Raw genomic sequence first — 18,649 nt, forward strand, 5'->3', positions numbered from 1 at the left:
AACCTAGGAGATCTTGATGCAACTTCCGTCCTTTGCCGGGTTTGACCTTTCGGGGAAACGCGCGTTTGTGACCGGTGCCACCTCTGGCATCGGTCTGGGGGCCGCGACGGCCTTGGCCAGGGCGGGGGCGCATGTCGTCTGCGCCGCGCGCAGGGCCGGACCGTTGGGTGAGTTGCACGCGGCAATGGAGGCTGAAGGGCTGAGCTGCGAGACGCAAGAGCTAGACGTCACCGATGTGGATGCCACCCGCGCGGCATTTTCCGGCGATGGGGCGTTCGACATCGTGGTCAATTCAGCCGGTATGGCCCGCCACGGGCCTGCATTGGACACCACACCCGAGGATTTCGACGCCGTCATGAATGTTAACCTTCGGGCAGCCTATTTCCTTTCCACAGCCGCCGCCGACCAAATGATCGCAGCGGGCCGTCCCGGCTCGATCATCCATGTGAGCAGTCAGATGGGTCACGTCGGCGGCATCGATCGGGGGGTCTATTGCGCATCAAAGCACGCTTTGGAAGGGATGGTGAAAGCGATGGCAATCGAATGGGGCCCAAAGGCGGTGCGCATCAACACGCTATGCCCGACCTTTATCCGCACACCTTTGGGGGAGCAAACCTTATCCGATCCGAAGCGTCGGGCTTGGATCGAAGAAAAAATCAAACTGGGCCGCGTCGGTGAGATCGAAGATATCATGGGCTCGATCGTCTACCTCGCGAGCGATGCCTCTGCCATGGTGACGGGGACAGCCTTGATGGTCGATGGCGGTTGGACTGCCGAGTAAGGGATAAAGTGCTCACGAACACGGGAGAGGCAGGATGGTGGCAAAACCCTATCCGCGCCCCGAGATGAACCCGAGCGTAACGGCCGCGAGCAGGCCGTTGCCCGACAGATAGCCGCTGTCGCCCGCGCCCGAGACTCCGCACGCGGCGCCGCCAGCGGCGTATAGATTGTCGAATGTACCACCCTCTGCCCTGCGCACCTTGGCCGTCGTCGGGTCGACCTCAAGCCCGCCCTGTGTGTGAAACAGTGCGCCGGTCACCTTCACCGCGCAGAAGGGGGCGGAAAGGGGCGTAACACCCCATGTGCGGCCAAAGGCATCACGCCCGCCCGCCGGAATATCAGTGATCGTTTTCGCTAAAACATCTGCGGGCAATCCGGCCTGTGCCGCCAGTGTTTCGACCGTGTCCCCTGTGATCACCGCCCCTTGGGTCTCGGCGTTCTTGAAGTCCTCGAACTGGCGGGCGATGTCGGCGATACGGCTGTCAAATATGGTCCATGCCACGCCGTCAGGCTGCGCCAGCACAGCGCGGGCCGCTTCGGAGTAGCCTTGCGCCTCGTTCCAGAACCGCTTGCCGCTGGTGTTTACCTGAAAACCGCCTTCGGTGATCGTAGCCCATGTGATCAGGATGCCGTGGGGGTCGGCGACATTGCCGTGCCCTTGATAGGCCCCCAGATGACGGCTGCGCGCGCCAAGTGCGTCGCCCCAGCTGATCGCCTCTCCGCGGTTGCCGTCATGGCCGAACCAGATCGCGTCCGCGATATCCGGCATGTGGTGGGCGATCATGGCGCGGTTGCCGCCGAACCCGTTGCACGCAAGGATCAGCCGGTCGCAGCCTATATCCTCGCTGCTTTGGTCAGGCAGCGCCACCCGCGCCCCTGCGAGCGTTAAGCCCGCAGCATAAAGCCGCGTTGCACGCCGGTTGCAGATCAACGGGATATCAAGCGCCTCGATCCGCGCGCGCATGGCATCGATCAGTTCGCGCCCCGACCGTGAGGGCAGCCCGTGCATCCGCCGTTGGCTGTGACCGGGGTAATCAAAGTCGCGCACGAGGGAGAACGGCAGCCCATGTGTTTCGACAAGCCAGTCAATGACGTGAGGGGCGGTGCGGGCCATCGCGGCGACCAATGCATCGTCGTTTTCGTGGTGCGCCTTGGCCTGAATGTCGGTGGCAAAACCGTCGGGGCTGTCACTGATCCCCGCGTCCTTTTGCAGGCGCGTCCCTGCCGCGGGGATCAACCCGGCGCTCAGCGCGGTAGAGCCTGTGGGGATCGGGTCGGCCTCTAGCAGCAGCACATCCTGACCCGCCTCATGCGCCGCCAGCGCCGCGATCATGTCGCAGGCACCCGCGCCGATGATCAGTGTTTCGACTTCAAAATCGAAAGCCGACGGCGGGGCGACGACATCAGGATTTGCCATCGAACCGCTTTCCAAGGGCCAGCATCTCGGGGGTGCCAATCGCTGCATTCAACCCGTCGAAATCATGCATCCGGTCGGAAAACGCTTTGTTAGAGCCGGTTGCTTTCAGGCTCGCGTAATAGTCCTGCGCCGATTTCGCCAAAGCGCGCACGATGCCGCCGGGGAAAATCACGATATCGAAACCCATATCCTCTAGCGTGGTCGCCGAAGAGATTGGGGTCGCGCCGCCTTCCACCATATTGGCCAGCAGCGGGACACGCCCCTTGAAGGTATCGGCGATGCGCGAAAGCTCTCCGCTGTCGCGGGGGGCCTCGATGAACAATACATCGGCACCGGCGTCGATATAGCAGCCCGCGCGATCAATCGCCGCGTCAAAGCCTTCTACCGCGATGGCGTCGGTGCGGGCGATGATAAGCGTATCGTGGCGGCGTGCATCGGCCATGGCGGCGATCTTGCCGGCCATTTCCTCTTTCGGGATCAGCGACTTATCAGACAGATGGCCGCATTTTTTGGGGTAGGTCTGGTCCTCCACCTGCAAAGCAGAGGCCCCCGCGCGTTCATAGCTTTGCATCGTGCGCCGCGCGTTCAGCGCATTGCCGAAACCGGTGTCGGCGTCCATGATCACCGGCAGGTCGGTACGATCGGCAATCAACGCCATCGTATCGGTCATCTCGGAGGCGGTGCTGAGCCCGATGTCGGGGCGACCCAAACGGGTATAGGCAACCGCTGCACCGGAAAGATACAGCGCCTCGAACCCCGCGTCGGTGGCAAGGGCGGCGGTCAGCCCGTCATAGACACCGGGGGCGATCAGAATATCGGGGGCGGTCAGGCGTCGGCGCAGGGTCATTGGGCACCTCCGACAGCGGCGGTGGCTTCGGCGCAGGTCATCACCTGCGTCACCGACCCCAGCGAGGTCAGGGTCGCCTCGTGCACGTCCTGTTTGAACGCGGCGCAACCGTCCGACAGCAGCACCGTATGGATGTCGCGCAGATGCGCATCCCGCACGGTGCTGGCGACACCGCCGTTGGTAACGATCCCGCCGATGATCAGCGTGTCGATCTTCATCGCGCGCAGCACATATTCAAGCCGTGTCTGGTAAAAGGCGGAATAGGCGACTTTTTCGATCGTGAAATCCGCCGGGGCGAGCGTATCTACCAGCGCGTGGCCAAAGCCGCCCGGGGTAAAATCGCCCTTGGTCAGGAAGGGGCGCAGTTTCTTGAGGTGCGCGGCGATCAGCGGTTCGTCATCGCGCCCCGGTACCAGCGTGAACTGCGCCGAGATATAGGTGCCGCCCGCCTTGGTCAGCGCCGCCTTGAGCGGCGCGATCCGGCCGGGCAGGGCGAGGATACTCTCGGCCCCCTGACCCGCACGGCCATAGGCACCTTCGGGATGCAGGAAATCATTTTGCAGGTCGATGGTCAGCAAAGCGGTTGTGGCAGGGGTCATGCGGCGGCCCTTTCGATCAGAGTGTTGCCGTAGGCGTCGACTTTGCCGACCAGTCCGGGTTCGATCAACACGGTTGTGTCAGGTTGTTCAAGGATTGCGGGGCCGGGGACTTCGGCACCGACCGGCAAGGAAAGACGGTGATAAAGCTTCGTCTCGTGCCACTGCCCGTCAAAGTGGACCTGACGCGTGCCTTTCAGCGCGTCTTCAACGCTGCCGCCGACAGGGGCGAGCGTGGACAGATCAAAGCGCGGGCGCCGTCCCGTAATGGCAGAGCGCAGGTTGATCACCCGTCTCGTGCCATTCTCAAGCAGCCGTCCATAGGTGGCGCGGTAGGCGCTGTCAAACGCAGCCGAGATATCGTCCTCTGTCGGGGGCGTCACTGTGCCATCGGTCACTGTCACCGGCAGCGTCACCGATACCGTATGTGTCTGGCCGAGATAGGCCATATCAAGCGTGAACTCCGTATCGCGCCGTTCAAAATGGGTGCGCGCGGCTTCAAGCGTGGCAAGCCCGTCATCGACGTGACCTTGCATGAAACCGGTCAGCGCCCCAAGGTCGATGCCCGACAGGGTGGAGTTGATGGTTTGCACAAAGTCTTGCCGCATATCCGCGATGACGCAGCCCATGGCAGATGTTACCCCCGGGTAACGCGGCACGATGGACCGCGCCAGCCCGACCTCTGCCATCATGGCACCGGAATGCAAGGCGCCGCCGCCGCCAAAGGGCATGAACGCAAAGCGTTTTGGATCAAACCCGCGTTCGATAGAAACAAGACGCAGCGCGCCGGCCATGCGGCTGTTGGCAACGCGCAAGATCGCCTCGGCGGCTTGCAGGGCGTCCAGCCCAAGGGGGGTGCCCACATGTTCAAGGATCGCGGCTTTTGCCGCCTCCACGTCCAGCCGGTCCAGCTTGCCGCCGATGGGGTTGTCGGGATCAATACGGCCCAGAACGACATTGGCGTCGGTCACAGTGGGGCGCGTGTTTCCCTGACCATAGGCGACAGGGCCGGGGGTGGACCCGGCGCTTTCCGGCCCGATGTTCAGCAAGCCGCCCTTATCGACCCAAGCGATAGAGCCACCGCCCGCGCCGATTGTCGTAATCTCGATCATGGGGGACCGGACCACCATGCCGAAGTCGATCGACGTCTGTTGCGACAGCATCGACTGGCCCTTGGCGATCAGGCTCACATCGAAAGAGGTGCCGCCCATGTCGCCGGTGATGATATCGGGAAAACCGGCGGCTTCGGCGATGTATCCCGCGGCGATGACCCCCGCTGCCGGACCCGAAAGCGCAGTACGCACGGGCAGACGCGCCGCGGTCGCCGCATCCATCACCCCGCCATTTGACTGCACGATCATGAACTCGCCTGCAAACCCGTCGTCTTTCAGCGCGGTTTCAAGCCGCGCGAGGTAGCCCGAGACTTCGGGTTGCAGATAGGCGTTCAACGCGGTGGTAGAGAACCGTTCAAATTCGCGGATCTCGGGCAGAATTTCGCTTGAGGCCGAGACATGGGCATTCGGCCACATGGCGCGCACGGCCTCGACCGCCAGCCTTTCGTTTTCGGCATTGGCATAGCTGTTGGCAAAGAGGATCGCACAGGCAAGACACCCCTGATCCAGCAGCTCTTGCGCGGCGGCTTGCACCGCGTCGAGGTCCACCGCCTGACGGATCGTGCCATCGGCAAGCGTCCGTTCCGGTACTTCAAGCCGCAAGGCGCGATCGACAACGGGCGTGAAGTCCCCTCGCAGCCCCCAAGTGCGCGGGCGGTCACGGCGGCGCATTTCCAGCACGTCGCGCAGGCCCATCGTGGTGATCACGCCGATCTTGGCCCCTTTGCGTTCCAGCAGCGCGTTGGTGCCGGCAGTGGTGCCATGTACCACGACAGAGACAGTCGACAGATCATCGACCCGCGATCCGATGCCCGACAAAAAGCCCGCCGATTGGTCGGGGCGCGAGGTGGGAACCTTGGCGACCTGCGCGCTGCCTGTCGCCTCGTCCAGAACGAAAATATCGGTGAAGGTGCCGCCGACATCGACGCCGATCATGCGGTTTGCGCTGGTCATTGGGTCACCTCTTTCCAGTCTGGGCCATAGGTCTGTGTCGCGTAATCGGGTGTCAGCAGGCCGCCCGCCACGTCGCGGGCCACATCGGCCGCCGCACGGTTTGCGGGCGCGCCATAGCCGCCACCGCCGGGGGTATCGAGCCGTACGGACTGGCCGCGTTGCAGCTTGATGCCCACCATTTTTGACGCCATGGGCGGGGCGTGCCAGCCGTCGTCTTGTTCGTACTCAAAACAGTTCAGCGCCGCGTCGCCCCCGCCTGCAACCCCTTTCGGCGCAAAGCGTCCGCGTTCGCCGAACAGAAAGGCGGTGGCAAATTCCTCAAGCACTTCGATCTCGTAGGTGGCCCCCATGCCGCCGCGATGCTGACCCGCACCGGCGCTGTCAGGGCGCAGCGCCCATTGCTTGAACATCACCGGATAGGCGGATTCGAGGATTTCCATCGGGGGGATGGTCGCGGTGGAAATCGGCGCATTGCCGTGGTTCAGCCCGTCCCCTTCCGGAGAGCCCCCATGCCCGCCGCCGTAAAAGCTGAACATCACCCAAGGTTGACCATTCGCGCGTTTGCCCGAAATCGACAGCGCGTTGATCGTACCATACGCGTTGGCAACCACGCGGTCCGGTGCCGCTTGCGACGCGGCGGAAAAGATCACATCGACCATCCGCAGGATCGTTTCGGTATAGCCGCCGACCGGTGCGGGGAAGGGGGCGGACAGCAGCGACCCTTCGGGGATCTTCACCTCGATCGGGCGCATCACACCGGCGTTGGCGGGCAGGCTGGGAAAGATATGTTTGATCGCGACATAGGCCGTGGCCACCGCTGTGGGGAGCGCGATATTGACCGGCCCTGCACAGCGGTCTGCCGTGCCGGTGAAATCCAGCAGCATCTGATCGCCCTTGATCTCGAGCGCGACCTTGATCGGCAGCGGCGTGTCGGTGATGCCGTAGTTATCCAAGAAATCCTCTGCCTCCCACCGGCCATCAGGCAGGTCTGTCAGCTCTGTCCGCATCAGGGTTTCGGCGCGGTCCTGCAACGCATCCAATGCCGCGCGCACAGTGTCGGCACCGTATTCCGCCAGCAGCTCGTCCAGACGCTTCTTGCCCAGATCGAGCGCGCCGAGCTGGCCGTTCAGATCGCCTTGGGCCGATTGCGGCAGGCGGGTGTTGCGCATCAGGATGTCGATAATGTCGGTCTGGACCTTGCCCGCCTTGGCCAGACGCACAGGGGGCAGGACAAAGGCTTCTTGGAAGGCATCGGTTGCCGCAGGGTTGTAGTTGCCCGGCACCGCGCCGCCCACATCATGCCAATGCCCGACCGAGGCGAGATAGCAAAACAGTTTGCCGTCGTGAAAATAGGGGCGCACCAACCGCATGTCAGACAGATGAGTGCCGCCCAAGTGGGCATCGTTGAAGATATAGATGTCGCCGTCTTCCAGATCGCCATTTTCGGCCGCTTTGTCGATCACCGCCTTCACGGCAAATGACATCACCCCCGACAAAGATCGGCAGCCCGGATTTCCCCTGCACCAGCGTGTCGCCCGACACCGCATGATAGAGCCCGTGCGAGGCATCATGTGCTTCGGCGATGATCGGGTTAAACGCGGCGCGGAACAGGGTTGCGTCCATTTCGTCGGCAATCTGTTCCATCCGTCCGGCCAGAACGGCCAGTGTAATCGGGTCGATGTCTTGGGTCATGGTTGGGCCTTTGTTTCTGCGATGTCATTCCAGACGTCTTGGCGGGTGATGAAGCCGTCGGTGACTTCGAAGCGGTCGATAAAGCGAATATCGGAAAATGCGGTCCCGTCGGGCCATTCGCCTGACAGCATGCCGTGGCAATAGACGACCGTGGCCGGCCCGTCGCCGGGCGCAAGGTCAATCGAGGCGATGGTTTTCTTGACGAAGCGATAGCGCGGCGCGGCCCACTTCAGCAGGTCCGAAAGCTCTGTCATAGGCGCGGCACCGGGGAAGTGCATAGTGAACCCGTCGCCCAAAAGCGTGTGGGCGGTAGCGATGTCGCGCTGCTCCATCGCGCGCAGGTATCGCGCCACCATTGATGGGGCATCCGGCAGGGCGGGGGCGGGCGACCGGTGCTGACCGCCGCGCATATAGTCGGTGGCGGGCATTTCCTTGATCATCACTGTCACCGCGTCCGGTGTCGCGGGAATCACCGTGCGTGCGGCATTGGTCAGCGCCTTGCACAGCCTTGTTTTCTGGGCTGCGTCATACCCTTGCAGCACATGAATCTCGATGATCGGCATGATGCCTCCTGCGTCAGATCTGTATTTTTTGTAATACAGATAATTAAATGTGCATAGATCAAATAATTTGATTTTTGGCAGATAGATTTCTTGCTTTTGAAAAAACTCTTTGTAGGGTTGGAAGGGATTGGAAGGATTCAAATGACACTTCAAAGCACATCTTCGAAGGGCAGGGGGCTTCCCGAAGGGGGTAAGGCGCGGCGCGTTTACCTGCATCTGCACGAAGAGATCATGCGCGGCGTCTACGCTGCCGGTGCGGTTTTGCCCGGCGAGCAAAAGCTGGCGGTAACGCTTGATGTGTCGCGGGTAACCGTGCGCCGTGCGCTGGATGCGCTGGAAGGTGACGGGCTGATCTCGCGCCGTGCCGGATCGGGGACGACTGTTTGCGCGCCGAAGGTCCAGCCGGCACTTGCCGCTGATTTCAATACATTGATGCCGCAGCTGGTCGAGATGGGGCAGAACACAACCGCGCGGCTGTTGTCATTTAGCTACGGTACCGCGCCGGGCAGTGTGGCCACCGCGATGGGGCTGGATGCGCAAGCGCGTGTACAGGTTGCGGTGCGTCTGAGGTTGGTGGAAGGGGAGCCGTTTTCCCACCTGACCACTTGGGTGCCCGAAGATATCGCACATAACTATACCGAGGCAGAGCTGGCGACGACGCCACTTTTCCGCTTGCTAGAGCGGTCTGGCGTCAAGGTTGATTCAGCCCATCAAACGGTTAGCGCGACCCTTGCGTCGCCCGATGTGGCGGATGCCCTCGGGGTCAGTGTCGGCGCGCCGCTGCTGTCGCTGGACCGTGTGGTCAAGGATGAGGATGGACGTGGGGTAGAATACCTCTCTGCGCTCTATCGCCCCGATATGTTCCGCCTTGAAATGGCGCTGAGCCGTGTCGGCGCGGGCGAGGCGCGTCATTGGGAGCCGGTGGTGAAACCGGGCCGGAAGGGTGCCGCAGAATGACCGCGCCGCAGACCCTCTTTGGCAAGCTTTGGGCCGCACATGAGGTGATGCGGCGCGATGATGGCACGTCGCTGCTCTGGGTCGATCGACATCTGGTGCACGAAGGATCGCACCACGCATTTGTGAAACTGGAGAGCCGCGGCATGAAGGTCGCGGCACCGGATCTGACCTTTGGGGTCGTCGATCACTATGCCCCCACCCGCGCCGGCGAGATGGCGGCGGATATCCGGCGCATGATCGACACATTGGGGCGCAACGCCAACGCGCAGGGCATCCGGCTATTCGATCTACGGGATCCGGGGCAGGGCATTGTGCATGTCATCGGCCCCGAACAGGGGCTGACCTTGCCGGGGCTGCTGATCAATTGCGGCGACAGCCATACCTCTACCCATGGGGCCTTTGGTGCGCTGGCCTTTGGTGTTGGCGCGACAGAGGTGGCGCATATTTTGGCGACGCAGACAATCTGGCAACAACGCCCCAAAACGATGCGGATCACCGTGGACGGCGCGTTGGGGGCCGGTGTCACGGCCAAAGATCTGGCGCTGCACTGGATCGCAGAGCTGGGGGCCGATGGCGCACGCGGCCACGCGATTGAATATGCCGGCCCCGCTGTCCGCGCGTTAAGCATGGAGGGGCGCCTGACGCTGTGCAATCTTAGCATCGAAGGGGGTGCGCGGTTGGGGCTGGTGGCCCCGGATCAGGTGACATTCGAGTACATCAAAGGGCGTAACTTTGCCCCGAAAGGCGCGGATTGGGAGGCGGCCCTGCGGGACTGGTCCGAGCTTACGACTGACAAAGACGCCCGTTTCGACCGCGAGGTTGCAATCAACGCCAGTGATATTGCGCCAACCGTGACCTGGGGCACCTCCCCCGAAGACGCGCTGCCCATCACCGGACATGTACCTGATCCGGCACAGCTGGCGGGCAGCAAACAGGCGCAGGCGCGCGCGGCGCTTGCGTATATGGCGCTGGAACCGGGGCTGCCGCTGGACCAAATAACGGTCGATCAGGTGTTTATCGGATCGTGCACCAATGGCCGGATCGAAGACCTGCGCCTTGCCGCCAAAGTACTTGCGGGGCGCAAGGCCGTCGTGCCGGGGTTGGTGTCGCCCGGATCGGCGCAGGTCAAAAAGCAGGCCGAAGCCGAAGGGCTGGCCGACGTCTTTACCCAAGCGGGGCTTGAATGGGCCGCGTCGGGCTGTTCGATGTGTGTCGGCATGAATGGTGATCGGGTCGAGGCGGGCAAACGCTGCGCGTCTTCGACCAATCGTAACTTCAAGGGCCGTCAGGGACGCGGGGCGCGGACCCATCTGATGAGCCCCGCCATGGTCGCCGCCGCCGCAGTTACCGGACATCTCGCCGATGTACGCCCGCTGCTGGAGGGACGCACATGACCGGCTGGACACAGATCAATGGCACCGCCGTCGCGCTGCCACAGGAAAACGTCGATACCGATCAGCTCATTCCGGCGCGCTTTATGTCGGCACCGCGGGCTGACGGCTATGGCAAGTTCCTGTTGCACGACTTGCGTCAGGATGCGGTGGATCATGTGCTTGATCGCCATGCGGGGGCAGATGTGTTGATCACGCGGCGCAACTTCGGCAGCGGCTCAAGCCGCGAGGCGGCGGTCTATGCGCTGGTTGATTTCGGGATCAGGGCCGTGTTTGCCCCAAGCTTTGGTGACATCTTCCAAAGCAATGCCGTCAACAATGGCCTGCTACCCGCCCGTGTGAGCGAGGCAGAGATTAACGCCCTGCTGGACGCGATCGGCATCGATGCTGTCAGCGCGACAGTGGATCTTGAAGAATGTGTAGCGGTGATCGCGGGACATACCCTGACCTTCGAGCTGGACCCCGTCTGGCAAGAGAAACTGGTGAACGGTTGGGATGATATCGACCTGACCGCCCAGCATAACGACCGCATCAAAGATTTTCGCACGGCACGGTTTGCCGCGCACCCGTGGGCAGTGCCCGCATCCTAAGACGTGCTGATCCCCGCAAGAGGGACAGGACGGCAACATAACGGGGTCCAACAGCCCCACCAACCGGGAGTACATACGATGAAACAGACAATCCTTGGCGGTATCCTCGCCTCGACGGCGTTGACCACGGCGGCTTTTGCGCAAGAAACGCTGACCGCAGTGCACGCTTTTCCTGAATCCCTGATCTATACCAAGTCGTTCCTTGAATTTGTGGACAAGGTGAACACCGCCGGTGAAGGCGTTGTGCAGATCGAAGTGCGCGGTGGCCCCGAAGCCATTGGCATGTTCCAGCAGCCCGATGCCGTCCGGTCGGGTGTGGTCGATATGGTCTATACGCCGGGTAGCTTTTACGCAGGGGCTCTGCCTGAAAAAGACGCGCTGGTCACATCTAACCTGACGGCGGTCGAAACCCGCGCCAATGGCGGGTTGGAACTGATCGACCAGATCCACCAAGAGAAGATGGGCGTCAAATACCTCGGGTGGTTCGATTCCGGCGTATGCTACAACCTGTGGACCCGTAACGAGCCCAGCCTTGACGCAGAGGGGAACCTGGATGTGTCGGGGCTCAAGCTGCGCGGCAACGCGGTTTATAACGCCTTCTTCACCGACTATCTGGGCGCGCAGGTGATCGATCTGCCCACAACCGAGGTTTATTCTGCGCTGGAACGTGGCGTGGTCGATGCGACAGGCTGGACACAGATCGGCCTGATTGACCTGAAGTGGAACGAGTTCCTGAACTACCGGATCGAACCCTGCTTCTTCTCGACCGATCTCGGCACGATTGTGAACCTCGACAAGTGGAACTCCCTCTCGGACGAGGCGCGCAAAATCCTGCAAGACGTGGCGATCGAGCACGAGAAAGCCTCGGCCGAGAAGCTGGGCGCGGTGCGTGATGAAGACTTTGCCAAGCTCGAAGAGGCAGGCATGACCGTTGTGACGCTGGAAGGTGAAGCGGCGCAAAACTATCTGTCAGCCGCGACAGAGAATACGTGGAACCGGATGAAGGGCTTGATGGCCGAAAGCCCCCAAGGCGACGGGAACTACGACAAACTGATCGAACTGTTCTACGACGCGCAGAAAAATCAGTAAGCCACATCTGGCGCGCTCTTGATGGGGCGCGCCTGCTTTCGTTCAAAAGGGGCAGCCATGGCGCGTGTCGGACAAATTTACAGAGGCTTCCTTTACGCGATGGCGGGGATTGCCGGGGCCATGCTGGTGTGGCTGATGATTTCGGTCATTCTGTCAGTGGTGATGCGCAACAGCGGGATGCAGCCTTTTGCGTGGCTCTTTACCTCTTCTGAATACGCGATCCTCTATATGACCATGCTCGGCGCACCTTGGCTGGTGCGCGAGAAGGGGCATGTACATATCGAATTGGTGACCGCCGCGCTGCCCGAGGCAGCACGCCGTTTTGTCAGCCGGTTGGTCGCGGTGCTTTGTGTTGTCGTGTCCTTGATACTGGCCTGGAAAGGGGCAGAGCTTTGCCTGAACAATATCGCGCGCAATGATCTGGATGTGCGTGCGTATTACTTTCCGAAATGGATACTGACGCTGGCCTTTCCGGTCAGCTTTGGCCTGATGGCGATTGAATTTTCCCGATTTGTTTTTGGCGATGACCTGATGCACTCCGGCGAAGCAGGGGTGCATGAATAATGGAATGGTTTGAATCGCTGGCCCTTTTGCTGGGCTCTATTCTGGTGCTGATGGCGATTGGAATGCCGGTTGCCTTGGCTTTTCTCGCAGCCAATATCGTCGGCGCGTGGTTCTTTATGGGCGGTGCCAAAGGGGTCACGCTGCTGCTGAACAATGGGTTCGGCGGGCTGACCAACTATGCGCTGGTGCCGATCCCGTTGTTCTTGCTAATGGGCGAAATCTTTTTCTACACCGGTTTGGGCAGCCGCATGTTCAACGCCATAGACCGGTTGCTCGGCAAGCTGCCGGGGCGGCTGTCCTATGTCACGGTTCTGGGCGGCACGGCGTTTTCAACGCTGTCTGGCTCGTCCATGGGCTCCACCGCGTTGCTGGGCAGCCTGATGGTGCCCGAAATGACGGAACGCGGGTATAAAAAGCATATGTCCATCGGTCCGATCCTTGGCACGGGTGGTCTGGCGATTATCATCCCGCCTTCGGCGCTGGCCGTCTTGTTGGCAACCTTGGCGCGGATCGATGTGGGTGCATTGTTGATCGCGGGGATCATTCCGGGGCTCATCCTTGCCAGCCTCTATATAGCGACGATCTACATTCAGACCCGGATCGATCCCGACGCCGCCCCTGCATACGAGGTTGAAGACCTGCGCTTTGGCCAGAAGATGCGCCTGTTGTTCGGCGATGTGGTGCCCATGCTGTCAGTCATGGTCGTGATCGTGATTGGCATGGTGGGCGGGCTGATCACCCCGTCCGAGGCCGCGGCATTCGGGGCGCTTGGCGTATTGATCTTGGCCGTAGCCTTCCGTTGCCTCACATGGGAAGCGATGAAGAAATCGGTGATCGGCGCGATGCGGGTGACCCTGATGGCCTATCTCATCGTCTTTGGGTCGGCCACCTTCAGCCAGTTGCTGGCGTTTTCCGGCGCCTCCAGCGGGTTGATCCGATGGGCGACATCGTTTGATCTGGCCCCTGTGGCGATGCTGCTGGTGATGTTCGGGGTCTTGCTGCTGCTGGGTATGTTCATGGAGCAGATCTCAATGATGTTGCTGACCGTACCGATCTTTTTCCCTCTCGCCACAACGCTGGGATTTGATCCGGTGTGGTTCGGTCTGGTGATCCTGCTCGCGCTCGAGATCAGCTTTACCACACCGCCCTTCGGGTTATTGCTTTTCGTTATGAAGGGCGTCGCCCCCAAAGGCACAACCATGCGCGAGATCTACGGATCTGCCTTCCCCTATATGGGATGCTCGGTGCTGCTGGTGTTCTTGTTGATCCTGTTCCCGCAACTGGCGCTGTGGCTGCCCGGGATGTAGTCGGAGCATCGCGCTGCAAACGCGCGCATCGCGTGTCAGATCGTCGCGTTCTACAACGTTCAAGATCCACCCCATCTTGCCTTTGTCTTCAAGGGCGGGGGGCACTTCATCGCCGCGCCGTTCGGTTTCTGCTCTGTCGAAGCCTTCACCTCGACCTCTATTCCGCCGCTACTGGACCAAGCCGGCCAGCATTCGACGGTATTCGGCGCGGTTTGACAGGGCGACGCTACCCGAGGGTAGTCCGAGCAATCGGTCGCAGATTTCACCTTCAGATCGAAGACGCCGGTCAAGTGTGTCAACTGCCGCGTCAAGATCCTTCGCGCTCGCCAGGTCAAAGACCTCGATCAGAACCTCTCGACGGCTCTGCGAAAGGCTCAACATCAGCTCTGCGGTCAGCCCTGCATTAACGGGATCGAATGTCCCTTCAGCAATACCAGCTTCAATGATGGTTTTAAGGACCGGCATCACGACCGCCGCCTCGGCGTCACAGATCCGGCGGTAGGGGATCTCGTTGCCGGGTCGAGCGAAAATTTGCACGAAACCGCGCAGTTCGTTGACGTTGTCGGCCGTCCATTGCGCCGCGCCATCCAGCAAACCGTTCAACTGGACCAATGCATCGCCGTTGTTCTGGCTCAATGCGGCGTCAGTGGCGTGGATCGCCTGTTCCGTCATGCGTGCGATAAGGCCGGTCAGCAGGTCTTCTTTTGCGGCAAAGTGGTGGTAGAAACCGCCGCGTGAAATGCCTGCCGCTTCCTGAACATCCGCGATTGTCACGGCATCCCAGCCCCGCTCCATAAACAGCGCTTGGGCCGCATCAAGGATACGGTCTCGCCTTACCGCTGGCGCCATACGCACGCGGCTATCTCTTTTTGTATCGCCCTTTGCCAATGCGACGTCTCCATAGCAATACAGATCGATGGTCGGTAAACACTTAGGCCCGTGTCATTCATCGTTCAAGACCCATGAGCATCTAAATGATGAAGGCGGTCGTACGTGTTGAGCAAAGCGCGTTTGATCCATCGCGATTGCGCTTCGTTTCAGCGGTAGGATCACTGAATGCTTGAGGTCATATTGACGTTTCATGCACGCCGTCTATTTCTCGTTACAGACTGCTGGTCTGTTTCTAAAAAGCGTTATATGATGCGACCTCTTTGAACGACGGCCTACATGGTATGCATGTCTGAAAAGGAACCCTGTGTGTAAGAGTGAAGGCCAACTGAAAATGAGCGACAGCGAAAACAAAGAGCAATTGTCTTTCGAGGACGATAAAGGCGCGTCGCGGTCGGCATGGATTGCTGCGGCTTTGGTTGTCGCCATCGTCGGCTGGATGGGCAGCGGGTATATCCTGCCCTCGGGTAACGAAGACGCAGAGCAAGCTGAAACTGCCCCCGCCAAGCCCGTTGCCGTGGCGGTTGAAAAGTCGACGCCTCAACAGGTCACGTTATTCTTTCAGGCGGAAGGGCAAGCGCAACCTGACCGCGATACGTCGATCCGAGCAGAGGCGTCAGGCGACGTCGTAGATGTCTTGGTGATGGAGGGGGAAGAGGTCGAGGGCGGCGCGGTGATCGCTCGGCTCTCTGCGACGAGGGCTCAAGCCGATCTATCTCGGGCACGCGAAGAATTCGCCCGTGCGGACCGAGAGTTCAAAAACGCAACTGAGCTATTGAACAGAGGGGTAGCGACTGCCGATCGGGTCAGCCAAGCACGCGCCACGCTTGCCGCCGCCGAGGCGTCTGTGACCGCAGCGCAAGAGGCGATAGAGGCACTTGTTATCACGGCCCCGTTCACCGGACGTGTCGAAGAGCTGTCACTTGATGCGGGTGAGTTTATTCAAGCGGGTGCCGAAGTCGGGCGCATCGTTGATAATCGGCCGCTGACGGTCGCATTGCAGGTGCCACAACAGGCGCTTGGTCAGATCAAAAGCGGCCAGACGGCGACGGTGAATTTCATTACCGGAGAAGAGCGTGAAGGCACGGTAAGCTTTGTCAGCACAGCTGCAAATGCCGAAACCCGCACATTCCTCACCAAGATCACCGTGCCTAACGAAGACGGTGCCATTCCCGCCGGTATTTCCGCCGAAATCCGGATCCCGACGGGGTCAACAAGCGCGCATTTCGTCCAGCCCTCGACGATATCGCTTAGCCCAGAGGGGCGCTTGGGCGTCAAAACCGTTGATGAGAATGATACGGTCGTATTCACCCCCATTCGCATCGTGCGAGCAGAGATCGATGGCCTGTATGTAAGCGGCCTGTCGGACGCGGTGCGGATCATCACTGTCGGTCAGGGTTTCGTGAACGAAGGCGAAAAGGTGGCACCGTCGTTGCAGACCAAGGCGGATGACCGTGAGGAAAATAGCACCCCTCAAGATGGGCAGCCCGCGCTTCCCATTCCAGATAGTGACGCGGCTGGCGACGAAGGGCAGCAGGAATGAATACGATTATTGACGCCGCATTCTCGCGTGGCCGTGTCGTTCTGATGGTGCTTTTGATGCTCTTGGGGGTAGGCGCGGTCGCCTATGTCGCCATCCCTAAAGAAGCCAACCCCGAGGTGCCTTTACCGCTTGTTTACGTCTCTACGGGCCTTGAAGGGATCAGCCCGTCTGATGCCGAACGCCTGCTGATCGAGCCGATGGAATCCGAATTCGCCGCTATTGCCGGGCTTGAAAAGATACAAAGCAACGCATCCGAAGGCTATGCGAATGTCCAGCTGGAGTTCACCCCCGGCGGAGACATCGACGAAGCGCTGCGCAAAGTCCGGGAAGCCGCAGACAGGGTCGAGGGCGATTTGCCCGAAGACGCCTATGACCTCACGGTGACAGAGATCAACACCGCGCTCTTCCCGATTATCACCGCGCTCATTTCGGGACCGGTGCCAGAAAGAACGCTGAACGCTATCGCCGATGATGCTCAAGAAGCCATCGAAGGGCTTTCCGGCGTGCTCGAGGTCGAAATTGGCGGCGCGCGGGATGAATTCCTTGAGGTGCTGATCGACCCGACGGTTTTCCAAACCTACAACCTGAGCTTCGATGAGCTGATCGGCCAGCTTCAGCGGAACAACCGTTTGATTGCGGCGGGGGCCATTGAGACGGGGGGCGGCCGCATCGTGCTCAAGGTCCCGGGCCTGATCGAGGACCTGCAAGACGTCATGGAAATTCCGGTAAAGGTGCGCGGAAATACGGTGGTGACATTCGAAGACGTAGCAACCGTCCGCCGCACCTTCCAAGATCCGACGGGCTATGCGCGCATCGACGGGCAACCGGCGCTTGCGCTTGAGGTAAAAAAACGGTCGGGTGCCAACATCATCGAAACAGTCGCAGCCACGCGTGCTGCGCTGGAAGAGCTGCGTAAGGATTGGCCCGCAAGCATCGAGGTAACCTACCTGCAAGATCAGTCCGAGCAGGTAGAGACGTTGTTGAGCGACCTGGAGGCAAACGTCATTGCAGCGGTTTTGCTTGTTATGATCGTCATCGTGGCTGCCCTTGGCCTTCGGTCGGCGATCCTTGTCGGTCTTGCCATTCCGGGGGCGTTTCTAGTCGGCGTAACGGCGCTTTGGGCGATGGGGTTCACGATGAATATCGTGGTTCTCTTTTCGCTGATTTTGGTCGTCGGGATGCTGGTCGATGGGGCCATCGTAACGGTCGAGCTGGCGGACCGTCGTCTGCAAGAGGGGGATGATGCGCAAACGGCCTACGCCTATGCCGCCAAGCGCATGGCGTGGCCGATCATCGCCTCAACCGCCACGACATTAAGTGTGTTTTTCCCGCTGCTGTTCTGGACCGGCATGGTCGGCGAGTTCATGAAGTTTCTGCCCATTACCGTGATCCTGACCCTGTTCGCGTCGCTCTTCATGGCGCTTATTTTTATTCCTGTACTCGGTGGCCTCATCGGGAAACGCCAGCCGCAAAATGCGGCGGCCAAACGTGCGCTAAGGGAAGCTGAGAAAGGCGACCCACGGCGCATTGGCGGGCTGACGGGGGCCTATGTGCGTCTGCTGGAATGGGCAATCCTCAGGCCCGGTGCGACGGCGTTGCTGGCGCTTGCCATGCTGCTTGGCAGCTTTGGTCTATACGGGCAGTTCGGCACCGGCCTGTCGTTCTTCCCGTCGGTGGAGCCCGAGTTCATGCAGGTGCAGGTGCTTGCCCGTGACAACTTCTCTATCTACGAACGTGACGCGTTGGTGCGCAGGGTCGAGCAGCGATTGATGGCCTACGATGAAGTGGCCACCGTCTATGCCCGATCAACGATGAGCGCAGGGCAGGGCAGCGAAGAAACCATCGGTACGATACAGCTTGAGCTCACCGAATGGGACAGGCGGCGCGCGGCAGAAGCCATCGGCACCGATATCCGGCGTGATGTCGCAGACATTGCGGGCATTGATGTACAGGTCCAGACCGAAAGCGGCGGTCCCACCGCTGGCAAGCCGATCAACCTTCAGATTGCGGCGCGCAATCCGGCGGTTCAGGGCGACGCTGTCGCGCAGGTCTTGTCCATCATGGAGCAGATTGGCGGCTTTACGGATGTGACCGACACGCTGCCGCTTCCGGGGGTAGAGGTGTCCATCCGCGTGAACCGGGCGGAAGCCGCACGATATGGCGCTGATGTCAGCCTGCTGGGTCAAGCCGTGCAGCTGCTGACCCAAGGGATCGCCGTCGCGGATTATCGTCCCGAGGACGCGGACGGAGAACTGGATATCCGGGTTCGTTTCCCGGCCGAGGAACGGTCTTTGTCAGAGCTTGGAAACCTGCGCGTTCCCACCTCTGCCGGATTGGTGCCGATTTCCAACTTTGTCAC

The 18,649-nt window shown here is 60.8% G+C and carries 15 protein-coding genes and 1 pseudogene; 9 read left to right on the forward strand and 7 right to left on the reverse strand.

From position 1 onward, the window contains the following. Positions 1–16 precede the first annotated feature (16 nt). Entirely contained in the window at positions 17–781 is a 765-nt protein-coding gene (locus tag SJY36_RS16925; RefSeq protein ID WP_386176670.1) for an SDR family NAD(P)-dependent oxidoreductase, read from the forward strand. Positions 782–829: 48 nt separating this feature from the next. Here the strand turns inward: SJY36_RS16925 and SJY36_RS16930 are convergent, their stop codons facing one another. From SJY36_RS16930 to SJY36_RS16955, 6 genes and pseudogenes are all read right to left on the reverse strand, one after another. Further along, complete coding sequence (locus SJY36_RS16930) at positions 830–2,197, reverse strand: FAD-dependent oxidoreductase (RefSeq protein WP_386176671.1); 1,368 nt, start codon at positions 2,195–2,197, stop codon at positions 830–832. Next, on the reverse strand, positions 2,184–3,044 hold the full coding sequence (locus SJY36_RS16935) for an oxaloacetate decarboxylase (RefSeq protein WP_386176672.1): 861 nt from the start codon (positions 3,042–3,044) through the stop codon (positions 2,184–2,186). Before SJY36_RS16935 ends, SJY36_RS16930 begins: the two co-directional genes overlap by 14 nt. Then, positions 3,041–3,643 carry a cysteine hydrolase family protein gene (locus SJY36_RS16940; protein ID WP_386176673.1) on the reverse strand — a complete coding sequence of 201 codons (603 nt, stop codon included), beginning with the start codon at positions 3,641–3,643 and terminating at the stop codon, positions 3,041–3,043. Before SJY36_RS16940 ends, SJY36_RS16935 begins: the two co-directional genes overlap by 4 nt. Beyond that, the gene (locus SJY36_RS16945) at positions 3,640–5,706 is read right to left on the reverse strand and encodes a hydantoinase/oxoprolinase family protein (RefSeq protein ID WP_386176674.1); all 2,067 of its coding nucleotides are present in this window, start codon (positions 5,704–5,706) and stop codon (positions 3,640–3,642) included. The genes SJY36_RS16940 and SJY36_RS16945 overlap by 4 nt, the downstream gene beginning before the upstream one ends. Beyond that, positions 5,703–7,398 (reverse strand): annotated as a pseudogene (locus SJY36_RS16950) (hydantoinase B/oxoprolinase family protein). Before SJY36_RS16950 ends, SJY36_RS16945 begins: the two are co-directional and overlap by 4 nt. Further along, positions 7,395–8,102, reverse strand: coding sequence for a tautomerase family protein (locus tag SJY36_RS16955; protein WP_386176675.1), 708 nt, complete (start codon positions 8,100–8,102; stop codon positions 7,395–7,397). The pseudogene SJY36_RS16950 and the gene SJY36_RS16955 overlap by 4 nt, the downstream one beginning before the upstream one ends. Between SJY36_RS16955 and SJY36_RS16960 the strand changes: the two genes are divergently transcribed. The 6 genes from SJY36_RS16960 to SJY36_RS16985 all read left to right on the forward strand — a co-directional run bounded on the left by SJY36_RS16960 (position 8,103) and on the right by SJY36_RS16985 (position 13,859). Then, positions 8,103–8,918, forward strand: coding sequence for a GntR family transcriptional regulator (locus SJY36_RS16960; protein WP_306285838.1), 816 nt, complete (start codon positions 8,103–8,105; stop codon positions 8,916–8,918). Further along, positions 8,915–10,312 carry a 3-isopropylmalate dehydratase large subunit gene (leuC, locus tag SJY36_RS16965; protein WP_386176676.1) on the forward strand — a complete coding sequence of 466 codons (1,398 nt, stop codon included), beginning with the start codon at positions 8,915–8,917 and terminating at the stop codon, positions 10,310–10,312. The genes SJY36_RS16960 and leuC overlap by 4 nt, the downstream gene beginning before the upstream one ends. Further along, on the forward strand, positions 10,309–10,899 hold the full coding sequence (gene leuD, locus SJY36_RS16970; RefSeq protein WP_386176677.1) for a 3-isopropylmalate dehydratase small subunit: 591 nt from the start codon (positions 10,309–10,311) through the stop codon (positions 10,897–10,899). Before leuC ends, leuD begins: the two co-directional genes overlap by 4 nt. Positions 10,900–10,977: 78 nt before the next feature. Beyond that, on the forward strand, positions 10,978–11,988 hold the full coding sequence (gene dctP, locus SJY36_RS16975; protein ID WP_386176678.1) for a TRAP transporter substrate-binding protein DctP: 1,011 nt from the start codon (positions 10,978–10,980) through the stop codon (positions 11,986–11,988). A gap of 57 nt (positions 11,989–12,045) precedes the next feature. Next, on the forward strand, positions 12,046–12,552 hold the full coding sequence (locus SJY36_RS16980; RefSeq protein ID WP_005848588.1) for a TRAP transporter small permease: 507 nt from the start codon (positions 12,046–12,048) through the stop codon (positions 12,550–12,552). After that, positions 12,552–13,859, forward strand: coding sequence for a TRAP transporter large permease subunit (locus SJY36_RS16985; protein ID WP_386176679.1), 1,308 nt, complete (start codon positions 12,552–12,554; stop codon positions 13,857–13,859). The genes SJY36_RS16980 and SJY36_RS16985 overlap by 1 nt, the downstream gene beginning before the upstream one ends. A gap of 168 nt (positions 13,860–14,027) precedes the next feature. On the opposite strand, the gene SJY36_RS16990 is transcribed toward SJY36_RS16985, so the two are convergent. Continuing rightward, positions 14,028–14,708 carry a TetR/AcrR family transcriptional regulator gene (locus SJY36_RS16990; RefSeq protein WP_386176680.1) on the reverse strand — a complete coding sequence of 227 codons (681 nt, stop codon included), beginning with the start codon at positions 14,706–14,708 and terminating at the stop codon, positions 14,028–14,030. Between the two features lie 373 nt (positions 14,709–15,081). Between SJY36_RS16990 and SJY36_RS16995 the strand changes: the two genes are divergently transcribed. Further along, positions 15,082–16,290 carry an efflux RND transporter periplasmic adaptor subunit gene (locus SJY36_RS16995; RefSeq protein ID WP_386176681.1) on the forward strand — a complete coding sequence of 403 codons (1,209 nt, stop codon included), beginning with the start codon at positions 15,082–15,084 and terminating at the stop codon, positions 16,288–16,290. After that, a partial coding sequence (locus tag SJY36_RS17000) for an efflux RND transporter permease subunit (protein WP_386176682.1) occupies positions 16,287–18,649 on the forward strand: 2,363 nt, incomplete at its 3' end. The genes SJY36_RS16995 and SJY36_RS17000, both read left to right, overlap by 4 nt.

Source organism: Sulfitobacter sp. R86518 (assembly GCF_042466275.1).
GTDB classification, from domain to species: domain Bacteria; phylum Pseudomonadota; class Alphaproteobacteria; order Rhodobacterales; family Rhodobacteraceae; genus Sulfitobacter; species Sulfitobacter pontiacus.

Coding starts and splice junctions, on each gene's coding strand:
- SJY36_RS16925 (WP_386176670.1), top strand. CDS start 17: ATGCAACTTCCGTCCTTTGCCGGGTTTGACCTTTCGGGGAAACGCGCG.
- SJY36_RS16930 (WP_386176671.1), bottom strand. CDS start 2,197: ATGGCAAATCCTGATGTCGTCGCCCCGCCGTCGGCTTTCGATTTTGAA.
- SJY36_RS16935 (WP_386176672.1), bottom strand. CDS start 3,044: ATGACCCTGCGCCGACGCCTGACCGCCCCCGATATTCTGATCGCCCCC.
- SJY36_RS16940 (WP_386176673.1), bottom strand. CDS start 3,643: ATGACCCCTGCCACAACCGCTTTGCTGACCATCGACCTGCAAAATGAT.
- SJY36_RS16945 (WP_386176674.1), bottom strand. CDS start 5,706: ATGACCAGCGCAAACCGCATGATCGGCGTCGATGTCGGCGGCACCTTC.
- SJY36_RS16960 (WP_306285838.1), top strand. CDS start 8,103: ATGACACTTCAAAGCACATCTTCGAAGGGCAGGGGGCTTCCCGAAGGG.
- leuC (WP_386176676.1), top strand. CDS start 8,915: ATGACCGCGCCGCAGACCCTCTTTGGCAAGCTTTGGGCCGCACATGAG.
- leuD (WP_386176677.1), top strand. CDS start 10,309: ATGACCGGCTGGACACAGATCAATGGCACCGCCGTCGCGCTGCCACAG.
- dctP (WP_386176678.1), top strand. CDS start 10,978: ATGAAACAGACAATCCTTGGCGGTATCCTCGCCTCGACGGCGTTGACC.
- SJY36_RS16980 (WP_005848588.1), top strand. CDS start 12,046: ATGGCGCGTGTCGGACAAATTTACAGAGGCTTCCTTTACGCGATGGCG.
- SJY36_RS16985 (WP_386176679.1), top strand. CDS start 12,552: ATGGAATGGTTTGAATCGCTGGCCCTTTTGCTGGGCTCTATTCTGGTG.
- SJY36_RS16990 (WP_386176680.1), bottom strand. CDS start 14,708: ATGGCGCCAGCGGTAAGGCGAGACCGTATCCTTGATGCGGCCCAAGCG.
- SJY36_RS16995 (WP_386176681.1), top strand. CDS start 15,082: ATGAGCGACAGCGAAAACAAAGAGCAATTGTCTTTCGAGGACGATAAA.